Origin of the sequence: Xanthomonas sp. DAR 34887 (assembly GCF_041245805.1) — a bacterium.
Lineage (GTDB): Bacteria > Pseudomonadota > Gammaproteobacteria > Xanthomonadales > Xanthomonadaceae > Xanthomonas_A > Xanthomonas_A tesorieronis.
The window spans coordinates 712,947-733,112 of sequence record NZ_CP162490.1; the positions used below are offsets into that span (position 1 = coordinate 712,947).

Here is a 20,166-nt window from a genome sequence, read left to right on the forward strand (position 1 = left end):
TGCGTGCTGCGTGAAAGATGGGCGCCATGCACCTTCCGTAATCAACGGAGAAGCAGCGACGTTAGGTTCCAGTGTCGATACGCGCGCGAACTGTTGCGCAGCAGCATGCCACTCCACGACGGACGTGTTACATCTAGTTCCGTTGGATCGATCCAAAACCGTTGATGCAGTGCATCCGGGGGAAGACGGTAGGTAGGGATCGCGTGCTACGAGTTTGCCGGCGCTTGTTGTTGGATCCGCATGCACATGCGGTCCAGGCACCGCAGCGGAGGCGGGCTTGAGCGGCGATCGAACGGGTCGATCCGGTCCACGTTGCGCGGTCACTGCGCGCCGTTGCATACGGAATTCCGTGACGTCATGCGCGTCACGGGCAACCGACCGACTGAGTTTGGGAGCCTGTCATGCCGTTTCGCCCGCGCTTTGCGCACTTGCCTGAATCTTCGCGCCGGTGGTTGGCATGCGTCGCTGCTTCGGCATTGCTGCTCGCAGGCACATGTGCGGCAGCTGTGGTCGATACCGAATTCGCGTCTTCGTTCGAACATGGCGAAACTGTGCCGGCACTGGATGCGCAGTCCAGTCAAAAGGGCGTGCAGGTCGCCATCGGCAACGGTCCCGAACATCCCTACGCGGCCAAGGCCGGCGTGGGCTACACCGGCCTGCACGCGCTGCGCTATCGCGCCACCGCGGCTGGGCGCGCGCAGCTGTTCGCTGTCGATCTGCCGGCGGAGCCGGACACTGTGCTGTCGTGGATGGTGCTGCCGGAGATCGTCGATGGCGAGACGGTGGCGTCCACGGGCGTGGCGGTGGATCTGCTGTTCGACGATGGACGCCGTTTGTCCGAGTTGGACGTGGAGGATCAGCACGGTGCGCCGGTCAGTGCGGCGGCGCAGGCGGCGTCGAAGACGCTGTATCCGCAGCAATGGGCGTTGAAGCAGGTGCGTTTGGGCGACGTGGTGGCCCTGCGCGGCAGGCGCATCCGCGCGATCGAGCTGCAGGTGCAGCCAGGCACAGGCAAGGTGGCGTCGGGCTGGATCGACGATGTCGCGGTGCGCCGAGAGCCAGCATCGCCAGCGGCGCGGCGCCCCAGCGACGAGGTGGTGACCACGCGTGGCACGCAGTCCAACGGCACGTTCTCGCGCGGCAACAACATCCCCGCGACGGCGATGCCGCATGGGTTCAATTTTTTCGTACCGGCCACCGATGCGAGCTCGCTCGGCTGGCTCTACCGTTGGAACGAGCAGAACGGTGCCGACAACCGTCCGCGGTTGCAGGCGCTGTCGATCAGTCACGAGCCCAGTCCGTGGATGGGCGATCGCCAGACCTTCCAGGTGATGCCCTCGTCCACGCGCGGGGTGCCGGAGGCGGATCGCGCGAAGCGCGCGTTGTCGTTCAGTCACGACCACGAGGAGGCGCGTCCACATCTGTACCGGGTGGACTTCGACAACGGCATCCGCGCCGAGCTGGCGCCGAGCGAGCGGGCGGCGATCTTCCGCTTCCGTTTCCCCGAGGGTGGCGACGCCAATCTGCTGTTCGACAACGTCGATGCGCGCGGCGGGCTGACGCTGGACGCGGCGACGCAGACGTTGCGCGGCTACTCGGATACGCGCAGCGGGCTGTCCAACGGTGCCACGCGGCTGTTCGTGTATGCGCGCTTCGACCGCCCATGGATCGCCAGCGGCAAGATCGACACCGGCCGCCCGACCGGCTACGTGAAGTTCGCGCCGGGCGCGGAACGCACGGTGGTGATGCGCATCGCCACCTCGCTGATCTCGGTGGAGCAGGCGCAGCGCAATCTGCAGCAGGAGATCGGCGATGCCGGGTTCGAGGTGGTGCAGTCGCGTGCACAGGACGCGTGGGACGCGCTGCTCGGCCGGGTGCAGGTGCAGGGCGCCAGCCACGACCAGCGGGTCACGGTGTATTCCAACCTGTATCGATTGTTCCTGTATCCCAACATCGCCCACGAGAACGTAGGCGATGCGGCGCATCCCGATTGGCGGCATGCCGACCAGAACAGCTGGTCCAAGGACAACACCGGCGGCGATGCCGAACGCACCTCGGCGCCGGTGCTCCCGGGCAAGGTCTTCGTCAACAACGGCTTCTGGGATACCTTCCGTACGACTTGGCCGGCGTATGCGCTGTTCGCGCCGGAGCAGGCCGGGGCGATGATCGATGGCTTTCTGCAGCAGTACCGCGACGGCGGTTGGGTGGCGCGCTGGTCGTCGCCGGGCTATGCGGACCTGATGGTCGGTACCAGTTCCGACGTGGCCTTCGCCGATGCCTGGCTGAAGGGCGTGCGCGGGTTCGATGCGCACGTCGCCTATGCGGCGGCGCTGCGCAATGCCACGGTGGTGCCGCCGGTGTCGAACGTCGGCCGCAAGGGCCTGGCGCGCTCGATGTACCGCGGCTACGCCGCCAACGACGTGCACGAAGGGCTATCGTGGACGCTGGAGGGCGCGCTCAACGATTTCGGCCTTGCGCAGATGGCGCAGGCGCTGGCGGAACAGGAACAGGAGCCGCAGCAGGCGCAGCGCTACCGCGAGGAAGCCGAGTACTTCCAGGCGCGCGCCACCGATTACGTCTACCTGTTCGATCCCGCCACCCGCTTCTTCCGCGGGCGTACGCCTGCAGGCCACTGGAATGTGCCGGCCTCGCGCTTCGATCCGCGCGTATGGGGCGGCGACTACACCGAGGCCAATGCCTGGACCTTCGCCTTCACCACGCCGCACGACGCCGCCGGCCTGGCCGGGCTGCTGGGCGGCGAGGACGCCATGGCGGCGCGATTGGACGAACTCTTCGCCACGCCGGAGACCGCGGACCAGCGCTTCGCAGGCAGCTACCGCGGCGTCATCCACGAGATGACCGAGGCGCGCGACGTGCGCATGGGCATGTACGCGCACAGCAACCAGCCCTCGCACCATCTGCCGTGGATGTACGTGGCGGCGGGGCAACCGTGGAAGACCCAGCGCATCACCCGCGAGGTGCTGCGCCGGCTGTACCTGGGCAGCGAGATCGGCCAGGGCTATGCGGGCGACGAGGACAACGGCGAGATGTCGGCGTGGTACCTGTTCGCCATGCTGGGATTGTATCCGCTGCGCATGGGCGCACCGGAATACGTGATCGGCTCGCCGGCGTTCCCGCGCGCCGAGGTCGATCTGGGCCAGGGCCGCAAGCTGGTGGTGATCGCGCGCAACAACAGTGCGCGCAACGTATACGTGCAGTCGCTCGCGCTCAACGGCAAGCCGTGGAACAAGGCTTGGTTGCGCCACCAGGACATCGCCGACGGCGCCACGCTGGAGTTCGTGATGGGCGCGACGCCATCGCGCTGGGGCACGGGCGCGAACGCGCTGCCGCCGTCGCTGACCGCGCCGGGCAGCGCGCCGCGCGGCCTGGAGGACGTGGCGTCGCAGGCCGTTGCGGTGTCGCTGGAAGGACAGCCCAAGGCCGCGGTCCTGATCGACGACGATGCGACGACGGCGTTGCCGCTGCCGCAAGGCGCCACGGTCGACCTTCGTTTCGCCAAGCCGCAACGCGCCACGCACTACACGCTGACCAGTGCCGATGCTGCGTTGTCCGGCGTTGCGTGGACGCTGGAAGGGCGCAACGGCGACGGCGCATGGACCGCGCTGGACCAGCGGCGCGCGCAGCGCTTTGCCTGGGCGCGGCAATTGCGTCCGTTCCGCATCGCCAAGCCCGGCGCCTACAGCGCGTACCGCCTGCGCCTGGAGGCAGGCGAGGGCGTGGCGCTGGCGGAGATCGAACTGCTGCAGCCGGTAAGCCGGCAGGCCGTCCCATGACCGGGTGCGAACGCGGCGCGCGCGTCGTGCCAGCCGCTCATCGCGGACGCCGCACAACTCAGTAGGCCCCTGCGCGGCGGCGAGCGCTGCTGCATGGGCTGTATTTTTTAGTGCATTAGAACGATCTAACCGCAGCTGCGCAGAGGAGAAGGAAGTAGGGAAACCGGATCGCCGTAATTGGGAACCGGACGTTTTCGTGTCACACCGCGCGGAGCTCTTGCCCGATCTTTGGATCGATAGAAATCCGCCGCAGCCGATCAATCTTTGGGAGAGGATGATTGAAATGAACTGCATGCCATTCGCACGCAACCGCAGCACGCTGTCCGCCGGCATCGCCATCGCCTTGTTCGCGACCGCCGCCTCCACCACCGCGTTCGCCCAGCAGGCCGACGGCACCCCGGCGCCCCCGGGCCAGGCCGAATTGCAGGCCAAGGACCTGGATGCGGTGATGGTGACCGGCTACCGCTACGCGATCGAGAAGAGCCTGGAGCAGAAGCGCAACGCCAACGCCGTGGTCGATGTGATCACCGCCGAGGACGTCGGCAAGTTCCCCGACAAGAACGTGGCCGATGCGCTGCAACGCGTGCCCGGCGTGGTCATCACCCGCGACGGCGGCGAGGGCAAGAACGTCAGCGTGCGTGGCCTGTCCTCGGAGCTGGTGCTGACCGAATTGAACGGCAACTACATCGCCACCGCCGAATCCAATGGCGACCCGACGCGCTCGTTCAACTACACGCTGCTGCCGTCGAACCTGTTGGGCAGCGCGGAGCTGTACAAGACGCCGGAAGCGCGCATCGACGAAGGCGGCATCGGCGGCACGGTGATCCTGCAGACGCGGCGCCCGCTGGAACTGGAGCCCCATTCCGGCTTCGTCTCCGCCGAGGGCGTGTGGTCGGATACCAGCAAGAAGACCGACGGCCAGTTCTCCGGCTCGTACTCGTGGCACGACAAGGACAACCGCTTCGGCGTGTTCGTCGGCTATACGCAGCAAAAGCGCACCGCGCGCACGCTGAATTCCAGCACCGAGAGCTGGCAGTGGTATGGCCGCGACGAGGGCGGCGCAGCGGTCGACGTGAACGGCAATCCGTCGGACTTCAACGCCAACTGGTGGGGCGGCACCGGCTTCTGGGATCAGAACGGCAAGTACTACACCCGTTTCATGATGCCGACGTCTGTCAGCCTGGACGTCAAACGCGAGGAGCGCGAACGCAAGGGCGGGCAGCTGACTTTCCAGTTCAAGCCGACCGACGACCTGACCCTGACCGCGAACTACTTCCGCTTCGACCTGTCGCAGAACTCGCAGACCAATACCGTCAAGATTCCCGAGTGGAACATCGCGCGCTATTACGGCGACGGCAACTGGCGCGGCGGCCGCCTGCTCGACGGACTGCAGTTCGATCCCAGCGGCACCGTCGTCACCGGCGCCGCCTACAGCCTGCATCCGGGCAAGACCTACTACTGCAGCGAGGCCCAGGCCGCCGCGGCCGGACTGTCGCCGGGCGGCTGGGGCTCGGACGACTGCACGGTGCCGACGCCGCAGATCACCGGCAGCTACAACATCGAAAAATCGCAGTCGCAGACGGTGGACCTGGGCGGCGAATGGCGTGGCGAGAAGGTGGACGTGTCGTTCAAGGCCGGCCGCACCTGGGCCAAGGGCGGGCCGGAGCTGCAGTTCTCCCTGCCGATCAAGCCGCGCCGCCAGAACGCCGACGGCAGCTGGAGCAACGGCAACTTCGCCAGCGCCTGGGACCTGACCGGCACGCCGACCATGACCTTCTCGCCGGAGCTGATGCAGAACCTGCGCGACGGCATCCTGCAGGTCGACCTGGGCTCGACCGGCTCGTCCTGGACCCGCAACACCAACCAGCAGCAGTACGCGCAGATCGATACCACCTGGCATTTCGATGGAGATTTCTTCGACTCGCTGCAGTTCGGCCTCAAGCGCCGCGACGGCGGCATCCACCGCAACACCGGCAACAATTACTGGGTGTGCCCGGGTACCGATCCGGGCGACTACGACAACCGCTACTGGAATGGACGCTGCAACGCGATCGCCACGCAGTTTTCGCCGGATCTGCTGTCTGCGATGGACAACTTCCCCGGCGGGGTCAAGGCCAGCGCGTTTCCGGCGATCAACTTCCCCGGCTACATCGGCTACTTGAACAGCACCTATGGGGCGATGCAGACGCGCAACGAAGACAACTTCGTCTACAACGTCGACGAGGAGATCTATTCCACCTACCTGCAACTCAACTTCCACACCGAGCGGCTGCGCGGCAACGTCGGCGTGCGGGTGGCGCGCACCGGCCAGCATGCCGATTCCACCGATAAGGTGACCGCCTACAACGATTACTTCTTCGATGGCGCCGACGGCAATCCGCTGGCCTGCCAGCAGGGCGCCGCCATGCCTGGCGGCGCCCCGGCCGACACCTACTGCGGCACCGAAGGCTACTGGCGCCTGTCGGATACCGAGCAACGCACCGAGTCGTTCGTGGTCAGCGGGCTGGACCGCAACTACACCGACGTGTTGCCGAGTTTCAACCTGGCTTACGACCTGAGCGAGAACCTGCTGCTGCGCGCGGCGGCCTCCAAGGTGATCGCACGGCCCAGCTACAACGACATCGCCGCGCCCGGCAGCCTGGAGTACTACAGCCCCGAGTACGTGGCCGACCGGCGCCTGACCGGCGGCGCGAGCGAGCAGGGCTGGTACGGCTCGGGCAGCAACAAGAACCTGGAGCCGTACAAGGCCACCCAGTTCGACCTGGGGCTGGAGTGGTATTTCCAGCCGGGTTCGGTGGCCGGTGTGGGGCTGTTCCGCAAGAACGTGCAGAACTTCGCGGTCGACGTGATCAGCGACGTGAACACGATGATCGACGGGCAGATGGTCACCGTGCAGAACTACAGCACCCAGGCCGGCGGCCAGGATGCGGTGTCGCAGGGCGTGGAGCTGTACGCGCAGCACACGCTGCCGTTCGGCCTCGGCGTGCAGTTCAACTACACCTACAACGACGCCAGCAAGGCGGCGGTGCGGCTGGAGGACGGCACCGAGGTCGGCAAGACCTCCATGCCGGGCAGCGCCAAAAACCAGACCAACCTCACCGTGTTCTACGAGACCGACCGCTTGCTGCTGCGCGCCTCGTACAACCGCCGCGGCGAGCTGGTGCAGGGCCTGGTCAACGGGCTGAACATCTACGAGGAGCCGTATTACCAGATCGATCTGAACGCGGCGTACAACATCACCCCGGCGCTCAGCCTCACCGCCTCGGTGCTGAACCTGACCAGGCAGGCGTCGCGCCAGCACCTGGGCGACGACACCCGCGCTCGCTTCTACACCGGCGGCTACGCCGGCCGGCTGGCGTATTTTGGGCTGACCTACAAGTTCTAGACCCAAGCGTCGTGCCCATGCCACCTTCCGTCGCACGGCAGGCTGGTATGGGCGCGGTGGCCTGGCGACGACCGGGCCACCGTTTCTGCCGTCCACGGCCGCTCGTTGCGCTTGCCGCGGTCGTTCACCACAGGACCCATTGCATGAAGCCTTCCCCACTGCCTTCCCTGCTGCGCACGCTCACCCTGTCCCTGTTGCTTGCCGCGCCTGCGCTGGCCGCCGCGCCGCGGCCCAGTGCCGAGGTCAACACCTTCATCGGCAGCAAGGACGACGGCAACACCTTTCCCGGTGCGTCGGCGCCGTTCGGGATGATCCAGGTCAGCCCGATCGGCGCGCACTACGCGGGCTGGCGCTACGACGATCCGCAGATCCGCGGCTTCGGCCATTCCTTCCTGTCCGGCGCCGGCTGCTGGGAACAGGGCGGGCAGGTCTCGGTGCTGCCGGTGACCGGGCGCATCGGACCCGGCGGCGAGTTCGACACGGCCGATCCCAAGGCGTTCGACCACACGCGCTACGGCGCGCGCTATCGGCACGACGGCGAGCGCGGCCAGGCCGGCTACTACAAGGTGCGGCTGACCGATTACGGCGGCATCGACGCCGAAGCCACTGCGCTGACCCACGCCGCGGCCGAGCGCTACACGTTTTCCGCCTCGGGCGAAGGCCATGTGCTGGTCAACATCGGCCAGGCCAACGCCCGCCACGTCGTGACCGGCAGCGCCCTGAGCGTGGTCGGCGACCGTGTGGTGGAAGGCAAGCTGGTGACCCAGAGCTTCTGCGGCGGCCACCAGTACACCACCTGGTTCCGCCTGGAGTTCGATCGCCCGTTCAAGGCCTTCGGCACCTGGGGCGAAGCTGGCGGCGTGCCGGGATCGCGGCATGGCATGGAGGGCGAGGGCAAGCCCAGCGGCGCGTGGCTCAGCTTCGACCTGGGCAAGGGCCGTGCGGTCACCGCCATCTCGGCGATCTCGCACGTGGACGCCGAGGGCGCGCGCAACAACCTGCGCAGCGAGGGCATGGCCAATGGCCGCCTGCTCGGCTTCGATGCCATGCGCGCCCGCGCGCAGCAGGCCTGGGACAAGGAACTGGCCAGCGTGCGCGTGCGCGGCGGCAGCGGCGACGACCGCACGGTGTTCTACACCGCGCTGTACCACGCGCTGCTGCAACCGCTGACCGGCAGCGATGCCGATGGCCGCTACCGCGGCTACGACGACGGGATCCACCGCGCCGACGGCTGGACCTATCACGAGTTCTTCTCGCTGTGGGACACCTACCGTTCGCAGAACCAGTTGCTGGCGCTGTTGCGGCCGCAGCGCGCCGCCGACATCGCCCGCTCGATCCTGGCGATCGACGCGCAGGGCGGCTGGCTGCCGCGCTGGGGCTACGCCAACTTCGAGAGCAACGTGATGACCGGCGATCCGGTCACGCCGTTCCTGGTCGACCTGTGGCGTTTCGGCGCGCTGCAGGGGCGCGAGGCCGAGGCCTACGCCGCGCTGCGCCGCAACGCCTTCGAGATGCCGCCGTTGAACTCGCGGCTCGCCGGCCGTTCCGGCAACGCCAACTACCTGGCGCAGGGCTTCGTGCAGTACGACCGCGCATTCCCGTCCAAGGGCATGGATGTCGATCCGCACCACGGCGGCTCGGCGACGCTGGAGTACGCGCTGGCCGACTGCGCGCTGTCGACCATGGCCGGCGCGTTGGGGCATGCCGAGGATGCGGCGGTACTGCATCGTCGTGGCCGCAATTGGCGGACGGTGTGGGATCCGACGGTGCGCGATACTGAAACCGGCTTCACCGGTTTCCCGCGGCCGCGCACCGAGGACGGTGCGTGGTACACGCCGTCGGATGGCCATTACACCCCGCGCTCGCAGCACGGCTTCCATGAAGGCACCGCCTGGCAGTACCAGTGGCTGGCGCAGCAGGACGTGCCCGGCCTGGTGCAGGCGATGCACGGGACAGAGCAGGCCGCGCGACGCCTGGATGCCTTTTTCGCCTACGACGCGCTGCTGGCCGATCCGGCCGGCGCCGCGCGCAAGGAATGGGTGGTGGGGCCGTACAGCTACTACAGCCAGTTCCGCTACAACCCCAACAACGAACCCGACCTGCACGCGCCATGGATGTACACGCTGATCGGCCAGCCGTGGAAGACCAGCACCGTGCTGCATGCGGCGCAGACGCTGTTCACCAATGCGCCGAACGGCGTCACCGGCAACGACGACCTGGGCACGATGTCGGCGTGGTACCTGTTCAGCGCCATGGGCCTGTATCCGGCGGTGCCCGGCACCGGCCAGTTCCTGCTGCATGCGCCGCGCTTCTCGCGCATCGAACTGGACGTGGGACCGGGCCGCACGCTGCGCATCGACGCGCCGCAGGCCGGCGACGGCAAGCTGCGTTACGTCGGTGGCGTGTCGCTGGATGGCCACGCGCACGCGCCGGTGTGGCTGGACTGGGCGCAGTTGCAGCGGGGCGGCCGGCTGCGGTTCGCGCTGAGCGATGCGCCGCAGCCGCAGGGCTGGGGCACGCGGCCGCAGGATCTGCCGCTGTCGCCCTGCGCCGACCCCGCCGCGACGCAGGTGAGCTGGCGTTGAGCCCGCGCACGCGGCGGGACGTCTCGCGCAGCCAATGGTTTACGCTGCGCGTCTGGCCAGAAGGGAAGCGATCCGATGCGTCAAAAGCGTCCACCCCGTGCCCCGTCTGCACGCGCGTCCAAGGTCGTTTCGCCCAAGGCGGGGCAGGTGGCGACGGGCGCGGATAGCCCGGGGAAGGCCGCGCCGGCCGCCGCAGTGCGCGACCGGCAACGCGTGGTCACCGTCACCGACATCGCCGATGCGGTCGGCGTCTCCCGCGCGACCGTCTCGCTGGTGCTGCGCGGCAGCCCATTGGTCCACGCCGATACCCGCGCGCGGGTGGAAGCGGAACTGAAGCGGCAGCGCTACGTCTACAACCGTGGCGCTGCCAATCTGCGCCGGCGCACCTCCACCTGCGTGGCCTTGGTGATCAACGACCTGGCCAATCCGTTCTTCGCCGAGTTCGCGGCCGGCGTGGACGAGGCATTGGGGGAGAAGGGCTACGTGACCCTGCTCGGCAGTACCGGCGAGTCGCCCGAACGGCAGCAGGCCATCCTGGGTTCGCTGATGGAGCACATGCCGGCGGGGGTGATCCTGTCGCCGGCCGAGGGCAGCGACGCCGCACAACTGCGCAAGGTGCTGGGTGTGCGCGCGAACCTGCTGCTTTTCAATCGCGAACTCAGCGGAGCCGACGACTGGGGATTCCTGGGGCTGGACAACCAGCGCGGGGCGCAACTGGCCACCGAGCACCTGATCGCGCTGGGCCATCGCCGCATCGCCTTCTACGGCGGGCATGCCGATTCCAGTTCGTGCCGCCAACGCCGTGCCGGCCACGCGCAGGCGATGGCGCAGGCGGGGTTGCCCGTCGATCCGGCCTGTTTGATCGAGTCGGCGCCCAATCGCGTGGACGCGGCGGCGCGCCTTGGCGAACTGTTCGGCATGCAGGCGCCGCCGACCGCCGCGGTCTGCTACAACGACATGGTCGCGCTGGGCCTGATGCTGGGCCTGCTGGCGCGCGGCATCCGGCCGGGCCAGGACTTCGCCGTCACCGGCTTCGACGACATCGCCGAAGCGGCGATGAGCGTGCCGCCGCTGACCACGCTCGCCGTCCATCCGCGCGCGTGCGGCCGCCAGGCGGCGCAGTTGGTGCTGGACCAGCTGAACGAAGGCGCCGCGCCGCGCAGGACGATCGCGCCGGTGAGTCTGTCGGTGCGCGAGAGCAGCGGCGCATCGCCCGTTTCCGCCCGCGCGTAGCGCTGCGATCATCGGTTCGGCGAGAGTCGACAGTGGCCGTCGCCCTCCGATGCACCTCACGCGACATGGGGAACGCGTCCGGTCGTGCGTCCGCCACCTAATCTGTATACCCTCATGCCACCATGGGATCGCCGTGGCGACGCGAAGGGAGAGGACACATGTCAGAACACGAAGAAACATCGACCGCGGCACTGGATACCGATGCGCTGCTCGCCGCGGCGCATCATCCCGACTACCTGCTGCAGGACCTGGTGGCGATCGCCAACCTGGGCGTGCAGATCGGGCTGACGCTGACGGTGGGCGGCAGCACCATCTCCGGCATGCTGATCGGCGGCAAGGAATTCATGCAGCGGCTGACCGAGTCGATCACCGAGGTGGCGCCCGACGAACTGGTCGCGCCGCTGCAGGAACGCTTCCAGCCCTACCGCGACATCTACGAACAGAGCGAGCTGAAGCCGGCCACCTTCGTGCACCTCGCCGATGCACGGGTGGTGGCCACGGGCGGCGAGTTTCCGGTCAACGGTTGTCTTTGGCGCGGGCGGATCAGCCAGGTGTCCGGCTTCAGCATCGGCCTGATGTCCAGCGTCTGACCGGTTGCAGCAACAGCGCATGACCCCGCTTCGGCGGGGTTTTTTGTGCGGCTAGGTGGAGACGCGATCCCGGCCCGCCTGCTTGGCCCGGTACAGCGCGGCGTCGGCCATGCCGACCAGTTCGGCGGCCGACCACGGTTGGTCCTGCATGCTCACGCAGGCGATGCCGACGCTCACCGTCACCTGCGGGGCGGTCGGGCTGGACGCGTGCGGAAGGTCCAATGCGCGCACCGCCGAGCGCACCTGCTCCGCCAGTTTTTCCGCGCCGGCGTGGTCGGTGAACGGCAGCACGATCGCGAATTCCTCGCCGCCGTAGCGCGCGGCGGCGTCGTGCAGCCGCGATGCGCAGGCCGCCAGCGCTTGTCCCACCTGGCGCAGGCAGGCGTCGCCGTTCACGTGGCCATAGGTGTCGTTGTAGAGCTTGAAATGGTCGATGTCGATCATCAGCAGCGAGACGGGGGAGTGCACGGCTTCGCTCTGCTGCAGCGCGCGCCGCAGTTTGTGGTCGAAGCCGCGCCGGTTGTAGATGCCGGTGAGCGTGTCGATCCAGGCCTCTGTGCTCAGCCTGGTCTCGCTTGCGTGCATCCGCCGCAGTTGCTGGTCCAGCCAGATGCCGAGGCCGACGAACAGGGCGCAGCCGATGAGGGTGACGATCGAGCGGCGCAGCACCAGTTTCCGCCATGGCCCCAGCACTTCGCGCGAGGACACGCCGGCCAGCACCGACAGCGGATAGGGCCGGGCCTGGGCGAAGCCGGAAATCCGCTCCACGCCGTCGAGCGGCGAAACGTAGGTGACCCAGCCGCGGTGCAGCCGCTGCATGGTCCGGTGGATCGGCGAGCCGGCGATGCTGGTGCCGCTCAGGCTCTCGTCGCCCGGGTAGCGGGAGATGATGGTGCCGTCGTCGTGGATGATGGCGATCGATCCGTGGTGACCGACGTCGAAGGTGCTGTGGAAGCGCCTGAAATAGTCCAGGCGGATGCTGGCCAGCACGACGCCACCGAAGGAGCCGTCGGGATTGTTGATGCGCCGGGTCAGGGTGACGATCCACGAGCCGTCGGAGCGGCTCTGGATCGGGTGGCCGACGAACGGCAGGCTGTCGTGTTGGTTCTTGTGGTGCTTGAAGTAGTCCCGGTCGGCATTGTTGTGGTGGCGCGGCCCTCCCGGCAGCGAGGAATTCACCCATTGCCCGCTGGCGTCGTAGACGAAGATGGCGTGCACCCGGTCCGAACGGTTGGCTTCTTCGACCAGGAAGGTATGCAGCGCCTTGGGTTCCTTGTCGCCGGTTTCCACACGCGCCACGATGCCCGACAGCAAGGTCTCGGCGATCGCGAACGAGTCGCTGGTGTGCTGGGCCAGGGAACTGGCCAGGTTCAGCGAACTGGTCTGCGCGGTACGCAACGCCGTGCTCCTGGCGTCGCGCAGGGACGAGTATTCCGACGCGGCCAGCATCGCCCACGCCGCGGTGACGAACAGGTACAGCGCCACGCGCTGGGCCAGGTGCCGTCGGTGTTTGTCTGCGCTCACGTCCGCCTTCCGCCAGGGGGCCAATGGGCTCTTCCTGCAATCCCCGTGCCGCAGTTGGCGGCGGCCGGCCGGCATGCGCCAGCACGCAGGCGGCGCAGCGCTTGGTCGCGGTGCCGCGGACGTGCGGCAGCGACGGCGCAGTGGCCGCAGGAGCGGTCGAGCGCCGCCGGACGCCGCGCCAACAATGCCGGCAGCGATTTGCCCGGGCATATGCGAAACGTATATGATCCATATAACGTCTTGGCCGGGGGAACTCACATGGGTATCGTCAACATCGACGACGACCTGCACGACCAGCTGCGCCGCGCCTGCACGGTGACCAGCCGCTCGATCAATGCGCAGGCCAACTTCTGGATCAAGATCGGCATGCTGTGCGAGATGCATCCGGAGCTGTCGTTCCAGGATCTGGTGGCGCGCGAGTTGCGCGCGGCCGGAGTGCAGCCGCAGGCGTTGAAATCGGGACGGGCGTGATCAAGCGGCCGGAGGAGATCGCGCTGATGGCCGAGTCCGGCCGGCTGCTGGCGCAGGTGTTCCATGCGCTGGACCGGTTGCCGCTGCAAGGCCGCAGCACGCTGGAACTCAACGCCTTCGTCGAACGCATGATCGTCGAGGACCTGGACGCGCGGCCGGCCAGCAAAGGCCAGTACGGCTTCCCGTTCGTGCTCAATGCCTCGATCGACGATGTGGTCTGCCACGGCGTGCCGTCGGCCGAGGACGTGCTGCGCAGCGGCCAGATCGTCAACCTGGACATCACGCTGGAGAAGAACGGCTACCTCGCCGATTCCAGCACCACCTACCTGGTCGGCGAGGTCGCCTATCCGGCGCGGCGGCTGGTGCAGGCGACCTACCAGGCGATGTGGAAGGGCATCGCCGCGGTGCGCCCGGGCGCGCGCCTGGGCGACATCGGCCAGGCCATCGCCCGCCATGCGCGCGAGCACGGCTACAGCGTGGTGAAGGAGTATTGCGGACACGGCATCGGCCGCGAGATGCACGAAGACCCGCAGATCCTGCACTACGGACACGCCGGCACCGGTCTGGAATTGCAGGAAGGCATGGTGTTCACCATCGAGCCGATGCTCAACCAGGGCCGCGCGGCGATCCGCTCCGAGCCGGAGCAATGGCCGGTGCACACGCGCGACGGCAAGCTGTCGGCGCAGTTCGAGCACACCGTGGCGGTGACGCGCAGCGGAGTGCGCGTGTTGACGTTGCGGCCCGGCGAGAAGCCGCTTTGCCGGATCGACTGAAGCGAACGGCAGGCGCGCGGCGCTACGCCGCCGGAGCGGCGAAGTCGAAGACCTGTCCAGGTTCGGCGGCGACGAATCTGGCGGCGTCGATGCCTGCCAGGCGCAGCGCGTCCGCGAGCGCCTCGCGCGGCGCCTCGCGGCCTTCGTCGGTGAGCTGGAAGGTGCCCCAGTGGATGCCCAGCGCATGCCGGGCGCCAGTGTCCTGGAAGATGTGCACCGCTTCGGTGGGGTCGATGTGCTGCGGCGCCATGAACCAGCGCGGCGCGTAGGCGCCGATGGGGATCAAGGCCACGTCGGGCGCGCCGTACCTGCTGCGGATCTCGCGAAAGATGGCGCCATCGCCGTAGCCGGTGTCCCCTGCGAACCAGAGGGAACCCTGTGCCGTTTCGAGGAAGAAGCCGCTCCACAACGCCATCCTGCGGTCGCGCACGCCGCGGCTGGACCAGTGGTTGGCGCGGGTGAGGGTCACGCTTGCGCCCTCGCCGATCGGGAGCCGGTCGTGCCAGTCGCCGGTGCCGATTCGCGCATCGGGAACGCTGTTGCGCAGCAGGCGATCGTTGCCCAGCGGCATCACGAACAGCGGGCGATGCGCCCGATGCAGCTTGCGCAAGGTGTGGAGATCGAAGTGATCATAGTGGTTGTGGCTCAGCAGGACCGCATCGATCGGCGGCAGGTCCGCGAAGCGCACGCCCGGGGCCGTGACCCGCTTCGGACCGGCGATCTGCGAGGGGCTGGCGCGTTGCGACCAGACCGGATCGGTGAGGAGGTTGAGGCCCGCCACCTGGATCAGCAACGTGGCATGGCCGACCATGGTGACGTGCAGGCGCTGGTGCCGCGGCGCAGGCACGGCGGGCGTGACCGGCACGTGCCTGGGCCAGCGCACGGTGTCCATGGCGGCTTTCCAGCGCAGCACCTTTGCCAGCGAGTTGTCGATGGTCGGTTGGCCGGGATTGAAGAAGCGCACGCCATCGAAGTGGTCGCTGACCGGGCCGTTGTAGTAGGGGTTTTTCATTGGAAGTGCGTCGATGGAGGGGGGATGGCGCAAGTCGCGCAGTGACGAACGGGCAAGTTCCGGTTTCGGCTCATCCGTCGGCCGATCGCGGTTCGATCCCGTGCAGCAACAGCCGGCCATGCTGCTCAGCCAGTGCATGCAGGTCCGGCACGTGCGCGCTGTCGTTGCCGAACACCTGCTGGAACAGCATCGCCATCAGCATCGGTCCCATGATCGACAGCACGTAGAGCTTGGGGTCGCCGGCGGGGGCCGTGCCGCGCGCCTGGGCGGTTTCGATGAGGCCGGCGATGGTGGACATTACCCGGTCGATGGCTTCGGCGTGCCAGATGCGGGCCAGCTCCGGAAACGCACGGCTTTCGCCGATCACCATGCGCATGATCGCGGGCAGACGCTGGTCGCCCATGCGCTCGGCGGCGCGCGCCAGCAACAGGGTGGCGAGTTCGGCGAGGCCGCCTTCGAAGGTGGCGGCGGCTTCCTCGATCGGGGCGAGGTTGGTCAGCAGCGCGTGGCGCACCACCGCGGCGAACAGGTCTTGCTTGTTGTCGAAATACAGGTAGAGCGTGCCTTTCGCCACGCCTGCGCGTTTGGCCACGTCCGCCAGTTTGGTCTCGGCAAAGCCGTTCTCGGCGAAGGCGTCGAGCGCGGCGCTCAGGATTTCCGCAGGGCGTTCGTCCTTGCGGCGTTTCCATTTGGGCGTGGTCGCTTGCGTCATGCGGTCTCGATGCTCAGTGCGGGCTGTACCCGTGGGACACACGATACGTATCCAGCGCCGCGAGGGATGCATCGGCCACGGCGCAGGCGACATAGCCGTCGGGACGCACGAGATAGGCCGCGTCCTGCGCGAAACCGGCAGCGTGATGTTCGGGCTGCCATGCGAAGACGCGCAGGGCGATGCCGCGGGCGTTGCACCACGCGTCCAACCCGGGCCGCGCGCTGCCGTAGACGTGCAACTGCCAGCCAATCTGCGGCAACGCTGCATAGTTGTCCGCGTCCGCGGCCTGCACCCACGGCAGGCGATCGCCGCCGGCGACGGCGCCGGCCTTGCCGGCGCTCAGCGGGCTGTCGCGATAGTGCAGCATCGTCTGCGACACGGTGCGGAAGATCAGCTCGCTTACATTGCGCAGCCGGTAAGCCAGGCTGGCCACGGTCGGAGCGATGTAGGTTCTGACGAAACCGGCGACGCTGCCTTCGGCGGTGACCAGGGTGAAGGCGCGGTCGGTGGTGGCGACCAGGGTGCGCGCGAACGCCTGCCGCTCGGCGGCGTAGCTGTCGAGCACGGCATCGGACGTGCGGCCCTTGAGCACATCGGCGAGCTTCCAAGACAGGTTGATGGCGTCGAGGATACCGGTGTTCATGCCCTGTCCGCCGACCGGACTGTGGACGTGCGCTGCATCGCCGAGCAGGAACACGTTGCCGCGGCGGAATGCGTCGGCGACGCGATGGTGCACGCGGTAGGTCGAGAACCAGTTGACCCGTTCGATGCGCACGCCGAGGTTGCGGATGGCGTCCTGGCCGACGTCGGCGAAGGTCAGGCTCTCGGCGCGGTCGGCACGCTCATCGCGCACGGTGCCGATCAACCGATAGTGTCCGCGCTTGCTGTAGGCCAGGACCAGGATGAAGTCGCCGTCGCCCAGGGCGATATGCGCTTCGTCCATCGACTGCAGGCCGCCAAGTTCGACATCAGCGACGTAGAACACCTGCCTGTAGGTGCCGCCCTCGAAGCCGATGCCGAGCTGGTGGCGCAGCGGCGAGCGCGCGCCGTCGCATGCGGCCAGGTAGCGCGCCTCCGCGGCCTGTTCGCTGCCGTCGGGCAGGCGCAGGCGCGCGACGACGCGATCACCGTGGTCCGCGAAGGAGAGCAGTTCGGTCGTGCGTTCGACCGCGACGCCGAGCGTGTGCAGCTGCGCGATCAGTAGGCGCTCATGCTGGTCCTGCGGATAGATCAGCATGAACGGGTAGGGCGAGATGCCCACCGCGGAATCGCGCAGTGCGATCCGCGCGCGACGCTTGCCGCGTGCCCACAGGTTCATGGCCGGGGTGCGATGGCCGGCGGCGACGACCGCATCGGCGATGCCCACCTGCCGGTACAGCTCGAGGGTGCGCGCCTGCACCGCCATGGCCCGCGAGGTCTCGCCCGGGCCGCCGCTCTTGTCGATGAGACGCACGCTTACGCCCTGCCGCACCAGCCATAGCGCCAGGGTCAGCCCGGTGGGGCCCGCGCCTGCGATCAGAACGTCGGTCATGCCACGCCTCGTTTAAATGACCAATGGGTCATTTATTGGCGCGAATGGCCTCGCCGTCAAGGGCGCACCCCTCTTGGAAGCCATTTGTCGCCAACGCGTTCAGCAATGAAATGGGATCGCTTCCTCAGGTTTGGATTGGCGATGCCGTTACCTCTCCAGCGACATTGCCCCAATTCCACCTCGGCGGAATTGGATGCCGCCGGCAGCCTTCAAGGGCCGGACACTCTCTGACGGAGTTGCAACCATGAAGTGGTTTCAAGATCTGCCCATCGCCCGCAAACTGACAGTGGGGTTCACCCTGACGACCCTGATGACGGTGATGCTGGGTACCTTCGCCCTGATCCGCCTGGGCGACGCGCACGCCGAACTGGCGGCGATGGCCGGCAACGAGATTCCGTCGGTGCAGCACCTGGGCGAGGTGCGCGCGCAGCTCGGCGAGTTCCGCACCTTCGAGCTGTCGCTGCTGACCATGCTGGCCAAGCCCGACAAGGTCGCCGACTACAACAAGCGCATGGACGCGACCACCAAGCTGGTGCGCGAAGAGTTGACCGCCTATGCGGCGCTGCCCGCCGACGCCAGGGAACAGGCGCTGTACCGGAAGGTCGAGGCGGACGTGAACGGGTACTTCGGCGCCAACGCCGAGATGCGCGCGGCCGTCGCCGCCGGCGACGGCGCGCTGGCGCAGCAGATCTCCGACGACAAGTCGCGTCCGGCGCGGCGCAAGCTCTTCGAGTCGCTCAAGGAACTGGGCGCCTACAGCGCCGAGCAGATGCAGGCGAAGATCGACAAGGCCAATGCTACGCATCGTGCCAGCGTCATCGCCATCGTCGCCTGCATGCTGCTGCTGTCGCTGATCGCCGCCGCGCTGGCGGTGGTGATCTCGCGTGCGGTCACCGGCCCACTGGGCAAGGCGGTGCATGCGATCCAGTCGGTCGCGCGCGGCGACCTGTCGGTGAACATCCAGGCCACCAGCGCCGACGAGGCAGGCAAGATGCTGGCCGCCACCCGCGACATGACGGTGATGCTGCGCCGCTTCTCCGGCGAAACCCAGCAGATGATGCAGATGCATGCCGGCCCGGACATCGGCCACCGCATTCCGGAGGATTTCCCGGGCGTGTACGGCCAACTCGCGGCCGGCATCAACACGGTGATCTTCGAACACCTGGACGCGATCAAGGACGCCATCGCCGTGCTCAACCGGTATGCGGCCGGCGATCTGTCGCAGGACGCGCGGCGCCTGCCCGGCAGCCGCGCGATCCTGCATGAATCGATGGACGCGGCCAAGGCCAGCCTGTTGGCGATCAATACCCAAATCCAGTCGCTGGCGCAGGCCGCGGCGATCGGCGATTTCAGCCAGCGCGGCGACGCGCTGCGCTTCGACCATGATTTCCGCTCGATGATCGAGCACCTCAATACCATGATGCAGGTCGCCGACGACAACCTCGCCCAGGTCTCGCAGCTGCTGCGGGCGATCGCCAACGGCGACCTGACCGTGCGCATGCACGGGCAGTTCCATGGCGTGTTCGCCGGCATGCGCGACGATGCCAACAGCACCGTCGCGCAGCTGACCCAGATCGTCGGCCGCATCCAGCAGGCGTCTTCCAGCATCAGCACCGCGGCCGGCGAGATCGCCTCGGGCAACGACGACCTGTCGCGGCGCACCGAGCAGCAGGCAGCGAACCTGGAAGAGACCGCCGCATCGATGGAGGAACTGACCTCGACGGTGAAGCAGAACGCCGAGCACGCGCGCCAGGCCAACCAGCTGGCGATCGGCGCGGCGTCGGTCGCCTCGCAGGGCGGCGAGGTGGTCGGCCGCGTGGTCGCCACCATGCACGAGATCGACGCGTCCTCGCGGCGCATCGCCGACATCATCACGGTGATCGACGGCATCGCCTTCCAGACCAACATCCTGGCCTTGAACGCGGCGGTGGAAGCGGCGCGCGCCGGCGAACAGGGCCGCGGCTTCGCCGTGGTCGCCTCGGAAGTGCGCACCCTGGCGCAGCGCTCGGCCAGCGCCGCCAAGGAGATCAAGGGGCTGATCGACGAGTCGGTCGGCAAGGTCGCGGTGGGGTCGCAGTTGGTCAACCAAGCCGGCGACACCATGGGCGAGATCGTCGCCTCGGTGCGGCGCGTGACCGACATCATGGCCGAGATCGCCGCCGCGTCGCAGGAACAGTCGGCCGGCATCGAGCAGGTCAACCAGACCGTGACCCAGATGGACGAGGCGACCCAGCAGAATGCGGCGCTGGTGGAGGAAGCCACCGCGGCGGCACGTTCGATGGAGGAGCAGACCGGTCACCTCAACGATGCCGTGGCGCTGTTCACGCTGGACCCGCATGCCGCCGCGTCGGCAACGGTCGCCGCGCCGCGCGCGGCCGCCGCTGCGGTGGCGGTGCGTGCGCCGGCCAAGGTGGCGGCCAAGGCGGTGGCCCCGGCGCGGCGCGCGGTGGCGCGCGCGCCAGCTCGCGAAGTGGTGGCGGCCGACGGCGGCGACTGGCAAGAGTTCTGAGTTCCGCCGGCGCCGCCAGCGCAGCGGCGCCGCCCTGCCGCGCTGCG

The 20,166-nt window shown here is 68.1% G+C and carries 12 protein-coding genes; 8 read left to right on the forward strand and 4 right to left on the reverse strand.

Annotation, left to right across the window (positions count from 1 at the left end):
* Window positions 1-401 precede the first annotated feature (401 nt).
* From AB3X08_RS03180 to AB3X08_RS03200, 5 genes are all read left to right on the forward strand, one after another.
* Window positions 402-3,794, forward strand: a complete 3,393-nt coding sequence (locus tag AB3X08_RS03180) for a GH92 family glycosyl hydrolase (protein ID WP_369936180.1) — start codon at window positions 402-404, stop codon at window positions 3,792-3,794.
* Window positions 3,795-4,077: 283 nt separating this feature from the next.
* Window positions 4,078-7,179: a TonB-dependent receptor gene (locus AB3X08_RS03185; RefSeq protein WP_369936182.1), complete on the forward strand. Its 3,102-nt coding sequence runs from the start codon at window positions 4,078-4,080 to the stop codon at window positions 7,177-7,179.
* Window positions 7,180-7,322: 143 nt separating this feature from the next.
* The gene (locus tag AB3X08_RS03190) at window positions 7,323-9,764 is read left to right on the forward strand and encodes a GH92 family glycosyl hydrolase (RefSeq protein WP_369936184.1); all 2,442 of its coding nucleotides are present in this window, start codon (window positions 7,323-7,325) and stop codon (window positions 9,762-9,764) included.
* Window positions 9,765-9,839: 75 nt separating this feature from the next.
* Entirely contained in the window at window positions 9,840-10,997 is a 1,158-nt protein-coding gene (locus tag AB3X08_RS03195) for a LacI family DNA-binding transcriptional regulator (RefSeq protein WP_369936185.1), read from the forward strand.
* Window positions 10,998-11,155: 158 nt separating this feature from the next.
* The gene (locus tag AB3X08_RS03200) at window positions 11,156-11,587 is read left to right on the forward strand and encodes a gas vesicle protein (RefSeq protein WP_184412262.1); all 432 of its coding nucleotides are present in this window, start codon (window positions 11,156-11,158) and stop codon (window positions 11,585-11,587) included.
* 51 nt (window positions 11,588-11,638) lie between these two features.
* Here AB3X08_RS03200 and AB3X08_RS03205 read toward each other — a convergent pair whose 3' ends face one another.
* A complete protein-coding gene (locus AB3X08_RS03205) occupies window positions 11,639-13,186 on the reverse strand; it encodes a sensor domain-containing diguanylate cyclase (protein WP_369938396.1) in 1,548 nt (515 codons plus the stop codon).
* A 183-nt stretch (window positions 13,187-13,369) separates the two neighbouring features.
* Between AB3X08_RS03205 and AB3X08_RS03210 the strand changes: the two genes are divergently transcribed.
* The gene (locus tag AB3X08_RS03210) at window positions 13,370-13,582 is read left to right on the forward strand and encodes a ParD-like family protein (protein ID WP_184412261.1); all 213 of its coding nucleotides are present in this window, start codon (window positions 13,370-13,372) and stop codon (window positions 13,580-13,582) included.
* A complete protein-coding gene (gene map, locus AB3X08_RS03215) occupies window positions 13,579-14,355 on the forward strand; it encodes a type I methionyl aminopeptidase (protein WP_369936187.1) in 777 nt (258 codons plus the stop codon). The genes AB3X08_RS03210 and map overlap by 4 nt, the downstream gene beginning before the upstream one ends.
* Before the next feature lie 22 nt (window positions 14,356-14,377).
* On the opposite strand, the gene AB3X08_RS03220 is transcribed toward map, so the two are convergent.
* The 3 genes from AB3X08_RS03220 to AB3X08_RS03230 are packed head-to-tail and all read right to left on the reverse strand — an operon-like array spanning window position 14,378 to window position 17,610.
* Complete coding sequence (locus tag AB3X08_RS03220; RefSeq protein ID WP_369936188.1) at window positions 14,378-15,505, reverse strand: MBL fold metallo-hydrolase; 1,128 nt, start codon at window positions 15,503-15,505, stop codon at window positions 14,378-14,380.
* The gene (locus AB3X08_RS03225) at window positions 15,438-16,151 is read right to left on the reverse strand and encodes a TetR/AcrR family transcriptional regulator (protein ID WP_369936189.1); all 714 of its coding nucleotides are present in this window, start codon (window positions 16,149-16,151) and stop codon (window positions 15,438-15,440) included. Before AB3X08_RS03225 ends, AB3X08_RS03220 begins: the two co-directional genes overlap by 68 nt.
* Window positions 16,093-17,610 (reverse strand): FAD-dependent monooxygenase, encoded by a 1,518-nt coding sequence (locus AB3X08_RS03230; RefSeq protein WP_369936191.1) that lies wholly within the window; start codon window positions 17,608-17,610, stop codon window positions 16,093-16,095. Before AB3X08_RS03230 ends, AB3X08_RS03225 begins: the two co-directional genes overlap by 59 nt.
* 244 nt (window positions 17,611-17,854) lie before the next feature.
* Here AB3X08_RS03230 and AB3X08_RS03235 point away from each other — a divergent pair, with 244 nt between their 5' ends.
* The gene (locus tag AB3X08_RS03235) at window positions 17,855-20,119 is read left to right on the forward strand and encodes a methyl-accepting chemotaxis protein (protein WP_369936192.1); all 2,265 of its coding nucleotides are present in this window, start codon (window positions 17,855-17,857) and stop codon (window positions 20,117-20,119) included.
* Window positions 20,120-20,166: the final 47 nt, after the last annotated feature.

Bases quoted from the DNA above. Each gene is read 5' to 3' on its own strand.
- AB3X08_RS03230 (WP_369936191.1), bottom strand. From the start codon at position 17,610: ATGACCGACGTTCTGATCGCAGGCGCGGGCCCCACCGGGCTGACCCTG.
- AB3X08_RS03195 (WP_369936185.1), top strand. From the start codon at position 9,840: ATGCGTCAAAAGCGTCCACCCCGTGCCCCGTCTGCACGCGCGTCCAAG.
- AB3X08_RS03205 (WP_369938396.1), bottom strand. From the start codon at position 13,186: ATGCCGGCCGGCCGCCGCCAACTGCGGCACGGGGATTGCAGGAAGAGC.
- AB3X08_RS03210 (WP_184412261.1), top strand. From the start codon at position 13,370: ATGGGTATCGTCAACATCGACGACGACCTGCACGACCAGCTGCGCCGC.
- AB3X08_RS03225 (WP_369936189.1), bottom strand. From the start codon at position 16,151: ATGCATCCCTCGCGGCGCTGGATACGTATCGTGTGTCCCACGGGTACA.
- AB3X08_RS03200 (WP_184412262.1), top strand. From the start codon at position 11,156: ATGTCAGAACACGAAGAAACATCGACCGCGGCACTGGATACCGATGCG.
- AB3X08_RS03235 (WP_369936192.1), top strand. From the start codon at position 17,855: ATGAAGTGGTTTCAAGATCTGCCCATCGCCCGCAAACTGACAGTGGGG.
- AB3X08_RS03190 (WP_369936184.1), top strand. From the start codon at position 7,323: ATGAAGCCTTCCCCACTGCCTTCCCTGCTGCGCACGCTCACCCTGTCC.
- AB3X08_RS03220 (WP_369936188.1), bottom strand. From the start codon at position 15,505: ATGCACTGGCTGAGCAGCATGGCCGGCTGTTGCTGCACGGGATCGAAC.
- AB3X08_RS03185 (WP_369936182.1), top strand. From the start codon at position 4,078: ATGAACTGCATGCCATTCGCACGCAACCGCAGCACGCTGTCCGCCGGC.
- AB3X08_RS03180 (WP_369936180.1), top strand. From the start codon at position 402: ATGCCGTTTCGCCCGCGCTTTGCGCACTTGCCTGAATCTTCGCGCCGG.